Raw genomic sequence first — 17,429 nt, forward strand, 5'->3', positions numbered from 1 at the left:
ATCAGTTAGATCAATTACCAAATAAAGCTATAATTTCTTCTAAATCAACTTCTGGATCAGGTTCAAGAACGCCTCTTTCAATTGCATCAACCATTCTTTTTTCTTTTTCTTTTAACCGATGATAAATGCGCTCGTCAATGGTGTTCCTCTCTCCTTCATTCCCTTGTAGCATGAAGTAATAGTATTGTGTATAATCAGTATCCTTTAGTCCTAAGCGGTGGATACGATCACGAGACTGAAGCATGTGAGTAAGATTAAAGGAATATTCAAGGTAAATAGCATCATGACAAGTATGATGTAAAGATACTGATTCTGCTAATGTATGTGGATTTGTTACTAATACATCTATCTCTTTATTTTTGAATGCTTTTATCATCTTATCTCGTTCATCCTGAGGTGTACTACCATATATCACCCCTGCCTTAATACCTTTCAAACGTAGATCCTGATAGACTTTATCAATGGTATTTACAAACATGCACCAGATAATAGTTTGCTTACCTTCAGCATGTAAATTCTTTGCTAGATCAATCGCTGCATAATATTTTGAGGATTTAGGAACTCGTCTTATTAACTCAATCTCATCTTCAGTAAATACGATTTGATCTGATTCCATTTCTCTCCATGGATTATCTTCTTCCCCGTACATTTCAATATAATCTACTGACTTCAATAATAACTCCGGATTAGCTGAAGCTTGAATGAGACGGATATATAAATGAAAGGCACTTCTACCATATTTACGATAAAGTAAGTTAATGACTTCCTGTTCTTCAGGTGATGCAAGCACTTGTACCAAATCATCTTCATTAGCAGCCGGTACACCAAGCTCGTTTTTATTCGTTCTCCAGAAGAAAGGATAGAGTTTATCATTAATCTTCTCTACCATTACTGGACTAGGCTCTTTTAAATCATTCTTATTAAAGTTAAAGAATATCTTATACTCATCATCATATAAGATATTTAATAAGTTATATATGTCTTGATAAGTATTTGGTATCGGTGTTCCTGTTAGGGCGTATTTATAACCCGCTTTAACGGAAATACGTTTAGCAGCCTGAGCCCTTACACTCGTTAAACCTTTTATTTTATGCACTTCATCAAAGACAAGCATTGTTCGTGAATCGATTATATCTGATAATGCCGATTCATATTTAGGTAGAGATTCGTAGTTCACTAAAATCAGATTGCGATCTCCGCTTTCCAGACGAAACTCAAATTCACTTAATTTAGTCTTCTGAACATCTAATACTTTCAATGCTTTTTTATCTTCAAAATTGGCTTGAAATTCATCTTTCCAAGATAAGAACGAGTTCTTAGGACCAACCATGACAATTTTATCAACCTTATCTACTGCTCGAGAATTTAGGTATCCAAATGTCCCATAAACCATTGAGGTTTTACCTGCACCAGGAACTGAGAAGTTGGCAGCATTTCTCATCTCACACATAAAAAATGCGCTCCACATCTGCTTAGGACGTAGTGTTCTCTGTAATTCCACTCCAACAATATCTTGAAATTTATTGAAACGCTCAGCAACGATTGGGTCTAACTCTTCTTCATAGTATTTAATAGCTTTTCCATAATCAGCCCGTTCTTTAATAAAATATGCCATTGTGGTTAAAAAGTCTTTTAAAGACTTACTAACAATAAAATTAAACTTTTTCCGCTTTGCATATTTCTCCAAGATACTAATAACATCTTGTATTTCAATGTAAGATAATTCAGGAGAAAAATTAGGATAGTCACCATCATAATATGGTACTAATTTTTGTGAAATAGCCATATCTCTCGAGGTAATTTGATACGACTGCAAATTATCATATAATACAATTCTGTCGTTCTCATACGTTAATACTAATGAATCCTCAGTTAATGTATCTGTGTTCAAGATGACACGCCCCTTGTCAAACTGGATAATCTTCTTTCGTACTATTTCATTAATCTCTTTTACATACACAAAAGAGGTATTATCAGTTAAATTCCATAGCTTCTCAAATTCACTCTCAGCTCTATATAATTTTTGGATATCAAAGTCCGAACATAACCATGATGCTGTGACATCAAATGCTTCGTAGTTTGATTGAATCGCAGCTTCTGTTTCATTGTTAGAACCAGTAAAATAAATCACATTTCCATCACTGTCTTTACATAAACCAAATTTTGAATGAAAAATGCCTTTCTTCGTGAATCCAATTTTAACATCTACATGTCTCAGAGCAATTAAATGCGCCAAGTTAGAGTAGTTTTTTTCTTCTTCAAGAGAGAGGTCATCCTCTAAGCTACTCTCAATCTTGTCTTTTATTTCTTCTCGTAAGTTATAACCAGCCTTAATGGATTCAAAATCATCTTCACTAATTTCTAGTGAGACAATCAACCGCATTTTCCCACCATTATGAATTAAGCCCGAAAGCCCCTTGGCGTAGGCTGCCAAGGCTTTCGAGCTGAAATATGCACTTACACGATCATATTGTATCGCTACAGACAAAACCGGATTATAAAATTCTTCAACAATATCTGAGTTATCTGTTTTAGTATAATATGAAGGTTGTAAAGTAAGCTGATTAAACATTTAAGGCCTCTTCAAATTCTTTTATCTTTTTCTTAACTTCTTCAAAGACTACTAAAAACTCTTGCTCCGTCACAGGATCCATACGTTTTACTTGCTCAACTTCAATCCGCTTTAAATCATCGAATGCTTTATTTAATAAATCAACAGGTTTCGCTTTTGCTGATACTAAGCGCGAATCCTCTACATGCTTCTCAATAACATTTTGTGCTTCCTTACGCACATCTGCTAATTCTCTACCTGCTTCTCTTACTGTCGAGACATCAACAGAGTCTAACTCTTGGAAAGTTTCATATACTGACTCAACAATTTCGTCGAATTCCTCTAAAAATTCTTCTCTATTACTAGAATTAATTATATATTTCCCCATTTCTCGAATTTCACGAGATAAGTCACCTTTTACATCTGTTTCATTTAATTTGCGCTTTGAGAAAATGGCTGTAAATAATGCATTTCTGACTCGTAAATAGGCTGCTTGTTCCCCTTTATCTTGATGAGTTGGTGATAGAATAGTACGAATGTCAATCCCCTTAAACTGACTCTCCAGAATACGAACCATTTCTTGCAGTGGACCATCAAGTGCTAAATCACGAGCAATATAATATTTTCCTTCTGCATTAATAAAGTTTAAGAATTGTACCATTAGATCTGCTTTTTTCATCATAAGAGTAACTTCAGAAGGCTTTTTGTTTGTGCTTTCAGAATATTCCTTTTCAGTAAACAGTTTATGTTCTATTAAATCACGATACACATCCACCAAATTATCAATTGGATCATAATCTACTTGTCTTTCCTCTGCGTGCTGGAGGTTTAACTCTAGACGTTTAATATCTTTCTCTTCAATTCCTTCTTCTGGGTTAAGAATAACTGCTTCAAAGTATAAGTCTTTCCCAGTGTCACGTTTTAATTTACGTAAAGCAGTGAAACGTCTATTACCATCAATAATTCGACCATCATTTAGCACAACGCCTGCTACTCTCTGACCAAAACTATTAATATTATTCTTAGTAGCATCTAAAGCCGAGGGATTAGACTGGTAAATGAACGCCTCAAGGATCGAATTGTATGTTTCTAAGTCTTCTTTAATAAGAGCATTACCGTTGGAAATATGTTCACTAATATAAGTGGCAATACGTCCATTTTTTTCATTGTAATGACATAAATCTAATGGAATCTTATAAACCTTATAAGCTTTAGTCTCATTTCTAATGGTTAATTTACGTGCTGATTCTGTATCAGTGATTCTTGTGTTAATTAATTCATTTAATTTAATCGCCATTTTAATATATCTCCTCATAAAAAGTTTCTTTATCAATAAATAACTTATTTAATTCTTCAGAGTAATACATGTTTGTTTCCTTCGATAAATAGATTACTTTTCCAAGATCAATTTGCAAATTATATTTATCTTGTATCTCATCCTGTAAGACGTACATATTAATAGACTCGTATTCTTCAACGATGGATTGGATAAAGTCAATAAAGCTAATATCTTGGTCTGTTTTTAGGAATATACTTCCTACAGCTAAGTGAATAGTCTTTACTCTAGAGTCTGTCCATATGATTCGTTCATAGGATACTTCATCAAATCCAAATTGATCTAAATCATGAAGGAAGCCCCGTTTTCTCAAAGTATGAATAGTAAAATACTCCTCTTCCGGTGCAAATAAAAGCGCTTGTTCCCTGAAATCATGTAACATTTGTTTGGTGATACCTGCGCTTTCTAGCTTCTTAGCTGTAATATAAACATCCTTCTCGACCTTCACTATATCTAATGACCTTTCTAGTTCATACAAAGCTCTTAAAAATGATACGGTGCGATTAATATTGGTTCGATGATTAACAAAATAATCCTCTTTCAAAATTAAATTAGTAAAGTAACGGTCTACAGATTGAAACTCTCTTCTTATAACAAATTGACCTTTAATATGATAATCCACTTGTAATAAAGCATTATTATTTAAAAATTTATCATGAAAGTATTCGTCGATAGCTTTTCCTGTTAGTGCAAGCTTATCAATCATATAGATATCTTCTGTCAGCATGCTCCTTAACTTCTCTATATCATCATTAGTTAAAGGCATATAATCTACCCTAATCTCAGTTCCTACCAAGTAGTGAATATAATCGGTTTGTAATAAGGCTCTTAAAGATGTTTGTTTCAACCCGTAGTTTTCCTCCACAAATTGAGTAAAATCATCCAAAGATATTGGGGCTTGCTCATAAAACAAACCTTTTAGAAATTCATCCTTTGATACTTTACCAACTGAAAACTCAGGCATTCTAGTGTATTCAACATCGTCCAACTCTATTTTCTTCTTATAAAGATTATGCAGTTCATATCCAGTTTGAATACCTATTTCATTCATAAACTCTTCATAATCTTGATAAATTTTCATCATACTATAAATGCCAGTAGGTAATCCTAACATTTGCCTTAATTGTTCAATCGTTTTTTCATCTAAAGCATCTAAATCATAAAAACGAAATGAGTTACCTCTTTCACGTATTACTTTACTACTACGATCAACTAATCCTCTTACAGAAGTAATATCAAAAAGTAAATTCGCATGTTCTAGATTAGATTCAAATATATAGTTATTAGCTATTTCTACGAATTCGTAGTCTTTTATATTTTCTTTACCGTATTTAAAGGTTAAGTGTTCAAAAAACTCTAATTTGGAGGAATAACTAACTAGTATGTTTTCATAGTTAATGAAAAACTTATAATATTTACCAATTTTTTGTTTTTGCGAACTCTTAAAATCAAGTTCATCAAAATTATCAATCAAACTTTTACTTCCTTTTTTTAGGACTAAATTAATAAATCTGTAAACCTGTTGAGATTCACTAAACACATCCATAAAAAGGGCTTCTTCCCAGTCGAACTCAGTAAAGATATCTTCATAGAGTAAAACTTCTTCAATGACAGGTAGATTGTTAATGACTCGTTTTTCTTTTTGTCTAATTCTTTCACGACTTACATCAAACACATCACCAATTTCTTGAAGAGTCATATTATTCATTCTAGCTATAAGAATGTCCTTGTCTGCAAACTCATCTTGAAGAAATTCCTCTACTTTTTTATATTTTTTAGCGAACAGCATATCCTTAGTATAAATCAATTGTTTTTCTTCAAATTTTTTCAAAGTTTCCAATAACTCATTTTCATTTACTTCATGAGTATGGATATTGAAGTGGTTACTAATTTTCTCTTTTAGGTCACCCAGAGTCAGAAATTCTTTCGGTGCCAATTGATTAAATGCTTCATTTATAACATGAGTATATGAAGGTGTGGAAATATTCATTAGTTCTTCTTCAACTAATTCAAACGCTTCTTTAATTTTTGTTAACATTGCGTTTTTGGATGTACCTGTTAAAGAAGTTAGTGTTTCATTTGTTAAGGTTGGAATATCTAGATAATTAAAACCTAGTTCTCGTAGAGTTGTAATATTTCGAATTGAAATTCCTTTGGAGGCTAATTTAAATAAAGTAGTCTTAAATATATCCTCATCTACTAAATCTAATCTCTCGTTAATCTTTTCAACTAGAGCTGGTTTACTCTTATTCAATTTAACTACGTTTTCATTTCCAACCTGAAAATCATATAAGGTGAAATGATCATATACCAATTTTTGAATAGTTGGTAAGGCTAATCCATCATGTTCCAATAAAGTATACATACCATATGGATGATGTAAAAGTGTAGAAGGCATATCTATCTATCCCTCCTTAATAAATTTTGAATTCTATATCTTGTTTTTCTTTACGTTAAATAAAAACTTCCTACAATAAATTCTAACATGATCAGGGGAACTCTGATTGTTTTCGACAAAAATAGACAGTGGTAATTAGCCACTGCCTTGGAAGATAAAACTATTAGTTTTTAATGAAAGAAAAGATATCTAGCTGGTTTTTGTCTTGGACTTCTTCTTTCTGTTTAGTTGATCGAGTAGTTTTACCTTTCCTTGTTTTGCTTTCTTGTGCAATGATACTATTTAAAGTGTTTCCCATTTTTGTAACAAGGCCAACAACTAATGCATTCCCCATTGTAAAGTATCTAAATTTCTCTGGCATTCCTGAATTTGTCCAATCGTCAGGAAAATCATTAAGTCTTTCACATTCAATAGGAGTAAGTAATCGCAATTCACCTGTTTCAGGATCCCTTACAACGTGAGTACTTCTGTTTTTACTAGATTCACTCGTTAGCATTGTTCTACCAGGCTTGTCTAATGGATCTGGAAAAGCAACTGGTCCTTCTGCATACTGATATTTATGTCCAGTTGCTTTACTTACTCTATCTATCTTTTTAGCACCCTTCATATACGTCCATACACTCAAATCTTCTCCAAGATAGTATTTCTTATCTACATTGGTTTGAATAATTTCTCCAAGCGTTTTAGGAGGTATTGGTACCGGAATAGTCTCTTCTGTATATAACTTACTTTCTATCATGATTCCACTATTTCGAAATTGTAAAGTATATGTATTCGATACCTCTACAATGTCTTCATTTAATTCTGAATTAAATGGCGGATGTTTCTTTGAGTACTCCTTTTTAACTGGAAAACTGTCAGCAAAGAAACCTTTTCCATGTAGAACTTTCTCAAAAGACGATTTTTTTACACGTTTATAATATTTCGTAGACTCGTGGAATGCAAAAATAAACACTCTTCTTCTACGTTGTGCAAATCCATACTCCGCTGCATTAATTACTCTCCACTCAACTCCATAACCTAAATCGCGGAAAGTTGCTAACATAACAGCAAAATCACGTCCACGTCGTTTGGCAGGTGATTTTAAGAGACGATCCACATTTTCTAATAACACAAAAGGTGGACGTTTATCTTCAAGTATTCGTCGAATTTCCCAAAAAAGCACACCCTTTTTCCCTTCAATCCCATTAGCTCCAGTACGGGCAACAGAGTAATCTTGACAAGGAAAACCTCCGACTAATAGAGTATGGTCTGGTATGTCAGCTGTTTGAACAGTCGATATATCTTGATTAGAATGTATTCCTGTCATAAATTTACTGGAATAACAGTCGAAAGCATGCTGTACTTTTTTCCCGGGCTCCCATTGGTTAGCAAACAAAACTTCCCAATTGCCAGCTGCTTCCAGCCCTAAACGAAAACCTCCAACACCAGCAAAGAGTTCAATAACCGTTTTGTTCATTGCCTTTCCCCCAATATTAAAGCATTACGTGTCATAACTTGTCGATGCATGTCCATTATAAACACATTATACTATAATACCTAGAAAAGATTAAATAGGGAATAGGGGAAGGGGATAATTACCTAACGATTATATTTTTGATAATAGTTTTCTTTTTTAATCAATTTAATTTATTTATTAAAAAATCAGCAAGTCTCCACAATACCCTTGATGGTTAAATATTTACATACATTTCTAATAACAAGGTTTTACCTACAAAATAGATTCCTATTTAAATTCAAAATAACGACTGTTGAATATATTCTACCTTTTTGGATTTTTTATTAACTTTGAATGTCTCAGGAGCCTCTAGACCTATAATTACTATCGGCACAGTTAATATGTTTCTGAACGGATCTAGGTATTGAAGAAATTTCTCGTAAGTCCCTGTAGAACTATCAAAATTACCAGCTATTTTTAACTTTTTAGTGGCTGTTATAATTACACCTCCTTTTGTTTGGACTTTTTTTTCTACATGATTCAATTCACTTGCAAGTACTGGCTTTATTAAATTCCATGCAACAGCTTCACCATGGTTAAATGCTACTTCAACTGAAATGTTTACCTTTGCAAAATCGAGTGTCCACCAGTGACTCTTACCCGTTGGTTTATAAGAAGAACTATTGAATATAGGACTTTGTCGATTCCATCCCATAGACACTAACCTTTCGTCTATTAAATAATTTATTGATTCAGATATACTTTTTTTGGTCGAGCGCAAATTATTCTTAAAATGAGTTATTAAGTCTTCTTCCGTAATACTATCTAGTGCATTTTTGATATCAGTCCATTCCCTATTGAACTCTTCCTCTTTTGAAAATAATTCTTCTCCGTAGCGGAAGGAGTGTGTTTGATATTTCACTAATCTACCTCCTTTAATAAACCACTGCTTACTTAACTGATAAGTAATAAAATAAACCTATTACTAATGCGTCCGACGTATTAATAGGAACTAGTTCATTAATTTATAATCTTTACATATAAAGCATAAGATATTTATTAAGAGTAATTGGAAATAAAAAAAGACTGCACCGTAGCAGTCTTTCGAGGATAGAATAGGAGTTAAATAACATTTTCCCTCACTTTATTAATTACAAAATAAACCAATGACATTTCTAAACACTATTGATGGTCGTTTTAATAACAAATCTTCATCTACAAAAAGTTCTTGTTGATCCTTCTTAATTTTAATCTTTTTTTCTTCTTTCATAATACTTATTTCAAAGTCCATGATAGAAAGCTTGATAATGCTTGAAGCTTTATCTATATCAAAATCATCCAGCTCAATGCTTACTGCATTAGATATCCTACGAAGCATCCTCCAAATATTAGTCTCTTGAGCACTTCTCATGTAAAGCTCTGGTAACTCTTTTGCTTCTTTTAACTGGTTAATTGTTGTCATTGAATTAGATGCTATTCCATACTTCACAGGTTTTATAACTTGATTAGTATTCTCCCAGCCTTGTACATAGAATAATGTACTTCCGTTCTCTGACGTAACTTCTTCAATTTTTCCATAATCCATAATTCCGTTCGAAATTGCTACCCCGATAGTAACATACAATGCAATATATTTAGCCTCTTGCCAACCTTTCTTTAGACTATTAGAAGATATTCTAAAGAATTTTTTTTCAATAAACTCTTTGTATTCTTCCAGAGTTGATACTGTTCCTATTAACACTTTTTCATCATGAGATAATTCCCAATCCTCTTTTGCACCACGAGGTAGTATTCCTTCTATTTGTAATTCTTCCGGACTCTTTTCTATTAACCTTTTCACAAACTGTTCTACTAAGTCAGTTGCTTGAGGTAGAAACGGCAAGCCTCCTATATTTACTTGATTAATGCTTTCATACAGTGGATGCTCTTTGTACTTTTCTATCTCCTTCCATGGAAATAGAACATATGCTCCAAATGCAGTCCTTTCATATGGACCATTATTCTTATATACTATGGAATCACGATACCGGTGCATTGTGTTAATATCATCTTCAACTGGACCAGGTGTTTTATATTTCGAATGGTAACTGCCATCCTCTTGAGCATAATCCACTCTATACTTAGCATCGAATATATAATTATAAGTAAAGTTTTTACCTTTTTTTGATATGGAAAGCATAGTATCAGGTTTCTGATTAATTGTTGGTAATCCTGTTTCATGTTTTTGAAAAGAAAGGATAATACGCTCCTTTGTAATTGGATGCTCAAATATCCTTTCTGCCTTCTGACTTGTATCTAAATTTACAAAAAGACCACTTCGGTTAACTTTAATGATATCTTGACTTATCATAGTATAGTTTCGTTCTAAGATTTGCCCTAGTTTTAAGAAAGTCCAATACTCATATAAAGTCGCAACGTCCTTAACAGACATATGATAAATCTTGGATTGTAACATGAGTCCCTTTGTCACAGTTAAGTAGATTTTAAATGCATCACGATAACCAAGTGCCATTTGCATGACTATGCTCATGACTGATCGATCTAATCGACTAACTTGGTACCAAAATGGATTCTTTATTTTTCTTTTTAAAGTTGCATTCATGTCAGTAAGACCTTTGATAATCTCATGGTCAGGTTCCTGTTTCCAATGCTTATTGAGATTATAAATCGTATTAATTAAGTCTTCAATTTTTTCTGTCAGTCGCTTAATCATCCACTTCACATATTGATTCTCGAGGGTATCGTACAAAAGCTCTTTCTTTATGTTAATTCCCTCTTTGGGCATGACTGTTTTTCCCTGAATGGAAATTCCATTTTGCACCTCAACAAAATTACCTTTCTTTTGAAGATATTTCCGTGTATAGGAATTCATTTTTCTTAGCTGATCTCCTCTGACATTCACATATACGGTATTCAACTTATGGTGAGGCTGTTGCTCTATCCTATTAATTGCTTGGATGAACTGCTGAAAGTGTCTTGATATTAAGCGATAGAATTCTGTAAGACTAGGTGTTCCGTCAAGCTTGATATTAGCTCCAAGGTATGTTTTTCGAATGAAATGAAATGCTAAATTGTAAATTTCATCATTTACTTCACTCATCAGCTGCCAATAATCTTGACGGTAATCAAGCTTAACTGGGAAAATTTCCAAATCTACTTTTAATACTGTTTTTCCAGCATTTTTAATCTCAAATGTAGAGTAGCCAATCTCATTTTGGAACTCGAGATTTCCCATTAGCACAGGTATACCAGCCAAATCAGATGTTGTAATTGCATTTCGGAGGGCTTTATGTTCATGATAAAACTCAAGAAGTTGTCGTTGCTTAGGTATAACAATGATTTGGTAAACTCCATTTTCAAAAAAGATTGGCTTAACCTTCAGATTGTTCGTTAATTCATCTGTATCAATATTGTATAGTAGAGTTGATCGTAATGTAGGTCCTACAGCTATGAAATCCATAATGTCATGAGAATTGATTTTTCTGTATTGTTTAAGACTTTCATAGTGATGATGATATGGCCTACCTTTTATGACAAGTGAAATTTCATCAGTGTCTATTTTTACAAGCTCTATATCTCTACGAAATCCAGAAGGACGTGAAACCATCGTATTCTAACCTCCTGAGCATCTCAGACACCTTAGAAGTACTCATTGGATAATTAGTATCGCGTATAGTGTCTTCAACGTCTTGAATATTGAATACCCCGCCCGTAAAATACTTGTAAAGGCTCATTAATAAGGTGTCCACTCTCTCATCACTTCCTGAAATTCTGGGAAGAATTTTTTGTAAAATACAATGATCCAGTGCTTTTTCAAAGCTCATTAAATTACTAATTTCGTTATAGTTCATATAAAAACTAATTTCATCCCGTACACGATAGCCAAAATGAACATTCATTGGTATTAATATTTTGTTGATGTTCTCCAGTTCTTGTGTAACCCTTACAACTAAATCCTCATTCTCTAAGTATAAATCTTTTAAGTGTAGATACTTTGATTGGAACATACCATTTGGAACCTCTATAGGGTCTAATGTTTCTAAATCTCCAAGGAATGATATGTTGGTGAGCTCCACACGATTATATTCAATTGTACTAGCACGATCTAAAACTCTCTTACTAAAAGGGTGAGTGGTTTCATCCATATTAACTGTTCCAATTATATATACATTGGATGGTAGCTTTATTTCTCTCTTTGCCACTTCTTCTGATAATAAAGATGAGGAAACTATCTTCCCATTCTTCCATTTCCGGCTCTCCATTACACTCAATATATCGCTAAAATAGTGCTCGACTCTAGCGAGGTTCATTTCATCAAGTAACACAAAAAAAGGCTTGTCAGGATTTATCTCTGCTTGTTGAAGAACAACTGTTAATGGTCCCGGTATAAAATCGCCCTTGATATCTATATATCCTAATAAATCTGATCCGTCATTCCAATCAGGGCGGATGGAAATCAACTTAAATTGTCCGTTTTCTTCCGTTGCACCTACACTTTCTGCCAACCACTGAATGATTTTAGTTTTCCCGGTACCAGATATTCCTGATAGTATAACAAAAGGCTTTGTCTTAATGCATAAAAACAAGTTCATAACTTCTTCTTTTGTGTAGTTAAATCCCTTTTTCTTTATATATGTGTATATATGATCAATGACTTCTCTTTGAGATAAAGTTGATCTTGGCTTTTCTTTTATCGTTATTGGGTTAGTTCCATCTAGTAATTTCTTAGAAAATTGATAGCCTTCTTCTGTAATCTCAAAAATTGTAGAAGAACTCATCACTGAACTACCCACTATTCCTAAATCCCCTACAAAACTAGTTCCCCTATAAGAGTTTGGAAGATCCATTGCCTTTATCCAATCCACGCCAACACGTTGCTTCCAGTTTGCTCCAGTTGCCTTAATAAACTTTCTAGGGTCTTCCTCCTCAAAAAACTCTCTATCTACTACTCCATATCCTAAGAGACCTTTACTTCCCGAATATGCCACAATGTAATCACCGACGGAGATTTGCTGAATTAAATTTATATGTTTTGTAACGGACGGGCTAGCTTCTCGTCCGTACTCATATTGCATGGCTGCCACACCTAGTTCTTTTGATTTTTCCCAAACATAAGGTTCATTTGCATAAAAGACGTTAAACAACCAATACTTTGGGCTTTTCTCTGTATCAGTATCATTTTTTATAGGTCCTTTCGTAATTTTTTGGTAGAACCATTCTAATTCTGAGATGGTGTTTGCCATCTCAGTAGTAAAGTTATCGTGACTTAGAACTATTCCTTTTGAAAAAACCTTCCCAATTCTTACCCAGTTTTTATTATCACTATCTAGATATTCTTTAATAGTCTGTTGCATTTCGTTGTTTGTTAAATAGTCTTCTAACGTCCAATACTCTAAAAATTCTTCATCTTTATTATCTCTTGTCCATATTTTATACTGTGAACTATCAATCTCGTTCTCTTTAATCCATTCTTGTATATGATATATCCAACTATTATGTATCTTTCGCTGTTCAATTAGTTTTTCGTTTTTATATCCATGCCATTCAAAATAGACTCGTAAATTGTCACTACTAATCATTGCAGCAATGCAAGAAGGTAAATCTTGCAAATGCTTGCCCTTAATTCTGGACCAAAACCTTTTACTCAAATTCCCGCTGTTCTGCCAATTTTCTGTGTTCTCGACAACTAAACTATGGTTACCAGATTTTTTAGTAGCCTCTTGCACAATTTCCTTCCATTGAGTCCAAGCAGATACGTAATCGTTTTTTACTTGCTTAGAACCTTCTGTACCTACACGATAAATAAAGTTGTTACGATCAAATACTTCAAATGAATGATTTTTTATTTTCATATATAAATTTCAACCTTTCTCGTGAGTATAAAATTTAATGAATTATTTCAGTCTATTAATAAAATACCACAATATGGATAACAGTGTTGCTAACGTACACTATTTATTTTTCTTCGATTTTTATTGAACATGGACCCTGTTTAACATTAAGAATGGATTTCAGTAGGATAGTAAATGAGGTAGAAAGGCAGTAGCATCAGGGGCTGAAAGTGATAGCACTCTATCGGTCTTTTTTTAGCATTTACTTATTTAATTGATTGAAGGGCTTATAAACTATGCCTAACAAGGAGTGGGAGGGGCTTATAATAAGTCATATAAGGAAAAATGCATTAGGGAAATCAGGTAATAACAATTATAAATTCAAATAAAAGAATGTTAAAAGGATGATTAACATTCTTTTACTTATTAATTACTTTAAAAAAGTTCTTGGCCTGCCGTTATTCCTTGTGCTTTCCATGTAGTTAAAACCAGGTTATACTTGTTTCCTTTTGCATCATTCATACTATTAATTGAATCAATAATTTTATAGAGTTCATTTGTGAAGCCATCCGAAACCAACACTGCCTGAAAAGGAGTTAGACCATCATCTACACATCCATCCCAGTACATTCTAAGCTGATGAATAGCTTTAATTGTTGCTTTTGCTTTTTTTCCTTCAAACAAATATAACTTTGATCCATCAAATACTTTCAAGTCAACAGCTACAGGAGTTCCAGATTTTTTGTACACTTTAAATTCCCTAACAATACTGGCATCAGGATGGCTATTGTGTTTCTTTTTTTGAATCTCCAGTTGATCAACCCAATCTTTTTCACTACACTGGTTATTAAGCTTTTTCGGAGGTTCGTTTATCAAGAGTCTTAGCCACTCATAAACTTTTGCTATAGTATTATCCGCAACACGGATACCATTTTTCGCTGTTTTTCCTATTGGTAATAACTTCTCATTATTAGAGGTTATGTCCAATATAGCCAGAAAGTTATTCTGTGATGGGTGTTTTTCCTTGTCCCATATTTTTGTTATTAAGCCTGATTCAAAGACACGTCCGTTAATTCTGACTTCTACACCTGAACATCTTTGATTTGGATGATAAAACTCATGACCATCATTATGATCTACCATTTCTCCGATGTGATAATGAACTTCAACTTGCTCTTCTTTTTTATCATCTAAATAAATTGTCTTGACACCATTATATAGAGTCTGTCCCCAATTCGGTCTTATTGCTTTTACTCTCTCACTATACTTTAAAGCTTTTGATTCAATAGTAATTGTCATCTGAGAAGATGAAATGGCTCCGGAATAAACATATCCAAAGTAATTCTTTAATGAAATGAGGCAGTCTATAGGTTCTGTTTTTTTATTTACTTTATAACAAGCAGTGTAAAGTAAAGATTCACTAATCTCAAAGGAAGTTACAGTTCCATGAGGAAAGTTACCTACCCATTGACCATTTGTTTCAGAAGTGTAATGAATCGGTTGATTGTTCGTGTAAGGTGCTTCAGTATAGTAGAAACTATTATTTTTCCAATCTGATTCTGATCGAGTATACACACTCCATGCATTATTTTCAGGATTCGCTCCAGCCAAAGCTGCTTTATAACCATAACCGTAGTAATTGATAAAAGATTTTGGAGAATCATTAAAACCAATTACTAATGTTTTAGCCAAATCCATCCCTGTTCCGTAATCATGTAATGAAACCTTGAACTTAGGGTATTTCTCTGGTGCACTAAAACTTGGTTCTATCTCCAAAACTACATTTGGATTTCGAACCTTACCAATAATAAAATTACCCAAAATGTTATCAAGAAGCTCACTAAAGATTTGTTTGAGATTATCATAGTTTCCTCCTAACCCAAGCCAAAGTGTCTCGTTATTAGGACGGATATCACATACAGACGTCCCATGGTGATTTTTTGAAATTACTGTTGCTACAACCATATTTCTCTCCCCGTTCTATTCTTTATTTTATTAATTACTTCAACTGTGCTAATATTTTTCTGCTTTCCTGCATTTTTGTAAGAATGCTAATATATACACAAAACTTTTAGATTGAAGAACTCTTAGTTTAGTATTTGTTACCTACTAAACTACTTATAAATCAATATAATTTCGTGAAAAAGCTTCTTAGGAATCAACTTTAATTGCTACTTTTTTCGTTGCTTTATCAATTTTCTCACCAATTCTTCTACCTTATTTACCAAAAAGACTTCCAATCTTCGTTGCTACATCTTCAATACGAAGGCCTTTATACTCGACGTTTAAATTGTTCTTTGGCAGCTTGAACATTAATTTCCCTCCTATCTTTTAGAATTTAAACCTTTGGTGATTGCTAGTATGTTATTATCACTGTTATCAAATCACCATTTAAGGTAACAACACTACATCACCCATTCTGACCAGATTGATCTTTTTTAAACATCAAAAATAAAATTATTTTAATCAGCCCCAAGTAGAGCTTTTTGAATCATTACTTATTTACAAAAAAATAATAGAGCCTACTAAGTAATTTTTTACTCAATAGGCTCTAAAAAGTGATTTAAAATATATTATTATAAACGATCCATTTTCTTTTTAATCTCAATTTCTAATCCTAAACAATCCAAAGTCTTCAATAAGGTATCAATAGTATAGTTTGACCCACTTGTTACTCTGGAAAGTTGGGTATAACTAAAATCCTCAATCGTTTCGGCTGCTTGACGATAAGTTAAATTTTTATCTTTTAATTGATTTCTTACAACATCAGCTATTTTCCTTTTAGGTATTTGTAAAACTAAAAATTCCTTCTGCAGTTCCTTTGAAAGTTCATAATTATTCATGATTAGTTCTCCTTTCAGAGATATAAAACTAAACCTGATTCTCTTTTAGTTATTTCTAATGTATATATTTTGACTATTTACATTTGATCTCTCATTCCAACTATTATTAATCCTCAAGTTCCTACATAGTTTCCAAAACGGATCCTTAAAGTTAGGGCAATTTTAAAGACTAAAAACATCCTATTTATTTAATCATTTGTTAGTGAGTATATAGTTTAAGTTTCTACTAAACCCAATTTATTTTTATGTGTTCTTTTCTATTAATTAAATCTTTTATAACCTTTTCAAGTAAATTTGCTTAATAAGATGATAATAAAGTTAGATGTATCTTTCTGAATGATTCCAAAACTCTCATTTACGTCTAGTTGACACTAAACTCTCCTTTTAATATTTCCAATAGCAGAAAACATTATATCTTAATCTTTAAAATTTATTCTCATACTTTAATTAATTATTTAGGAGGGAGAGTTGAGAAAAACAGATTGTTCTTCTCAACTAATTAATTTATAAGTTAATAATCTCTATTTTTTCAAAGACAAATTCTGTGTCCGTTTCTCTAATATATATTTTATATTCTCTATCCATGAAATGAAAAGAAATATGCCAATAGTCTGCATTTATCCTTTCAACTAGATCCCCATCTTCAGATGAAACTATCATTTCTGGTTCACTTAAACCATAAACATCAATTGCATCAACTATTCTTAAGATATCACTCCCTCCCTTTTGATATAGACTTTCAACTTTAGCAAGAAAGCCATTTTCTAATCTTACCCTGTTAAACTTCATCTCAAAGTAATCCCCCTAAATTAATTCATCAAAGTATTATATAAACTAGTAATTAATACTTTCCAAACATATTCTGTTTTAAAATTACATATTCCTTCTAACCTCCAAAAGCTTACAATAATCGCTAAATTATTGCTCTTTCTGTTTAAGTGCTCCCAATATATTAAGTACTCTATAAAATTTGAAGTGCTTATGTTATAGGGGACTATGTAGCAATAAAGGACACATTCCCGTCACGTCGTT

The 17,429-nt window shown here is 32.7% G+C and carries 10 protein-coding genes; all 10 read right to left on the reverse strand.

Annotated elements, in window-relative coordinates; translation table 11 throughout:
• Positions 1-10: 10 nt before the first annotated feature.
• The gene (locus tag M1D60_RS19475) at positions 11-2,572 is read right to left on the reverse strand and encodes an SNF2-related protein (protein WP_456276488.1); all 2,562 of its coding nucleotides are present in this window, start codon (positions 2,570-2,572) and stop codon (positions 11-13) included.
• Entirely contained in the window at positions 2,565-3,848 is a 1,284-nt protein-coding gene (locus M1D60_RS19480; protein WP_456276489.1) for a ParB/RepB/Spo0J family partition protein, read from the reverse strand. Before M1D60_RS19480 ends, M1D60_RS19475 begins: the two co-directional genes overlap by 8 nt.
• Before the next feature lies 1 nt (position 3,849).
• The gene (locus tag M1D60_RS19485) at positions 3,850-6,285 is read right to left on the reverse strand and encodes a sigma factor-like helix-turn-helix DNA-binding protein (RefSeq protein ID WP_456276490.1); all 2,436 of its coding nucleotides are present in this window, start codon (positions 6,283-6,285) and stop codon (positions 3,850-3,852) included.
• 163 nt (positions 6,286-6,448) lie between these two features.
• On the reverse strand, positions 6,449-7,744 hold the full coding sequence (dcm, locus tag M1D60_RS19490) for a DNA (cytosine-5-)-methyltransferase (RefSeq protein WP_456276491.1): 1,296 nt from the start codon (positions 7,742-7,744) through the stop codon (positions 6,449-6,451).
• A gap of 277 nt (positions 7,745-8,021) precedes the next feature.
• Positions 8,022-8,645: a BglII/BstYI family type II restriction endonuclease gene (locus M1D60_RS19495; RefSeq protein ID WP_456276492.1), complete on the reverse strand. Its 624-nt coding sequence runs from the start codon at positions 8,643-8,645 to the stop codon at positions 8,022-8,024.
• 225 nt (positions 8,646-8,870) lie between these two features.
• Positions 8,871-11,330: a DUF2357 domain-containing protein gene (locus M1D60_RS19500; RefSeq protein ID WP_456276493.1), complete on the reverse strand. Its 2,460-nt coding sequence runs from the start codon at positions 11,328-11,330 to the stop codon at positions 8,871-8,873.
• Entirely contained in the window at positions 11,302-13,575 is a 2,274-nt protein-coding gene (locus M1D60_RS19505) for an HI_0552 family protein (RefSeq protein ID WP_456276494.1), read from the reverse strand. Before M1D60_RS19505 ends, M1D60_RS19500 begins: the two co-directional genes overlap by 29 nt.
• A 414-nt stretch (positions 13,576-13,989) precedes the next feature.
• On the reverse strand, positions 13,990-15,519 hold the full coding sequence (locus M1D60_RS19510) for a hypothetical protein (RefSeq protein WP_456276495.1): 1,530 nt from the start codon (positions 15,517-15,519) through the stop codon (positions 13,990-13,992).
• A gap of 611 nt (positions 15,520-16,130) precedes the next feature.
• Entirely contained in the window at positions 16,131-16,397 is a 267-nt protein-coding gene (locus M1D60_RS19515) for a hypothetical protein (protein ID WP_163178302.1), read from the reverse strand.
• 504 nt (positions 16,398-16,901) lie between these two features.
• Positions 16,902-17,186 (reverse strand): hypothetical protein, encoded by a 285-nt coding sequence (locus M1D60_RS19520; RefSeq protein WP_456276496.1) that lies wholly within the window; start codon positions 17,184-17,186, stop codon positions 16,902-16,904.
• Positions 17,187-17,429 lie beyond the last annotated feature (243 nt).

The sequence above is a fragment of the Bacillus sp. AK128 genome (assembly GCF_053903075.1).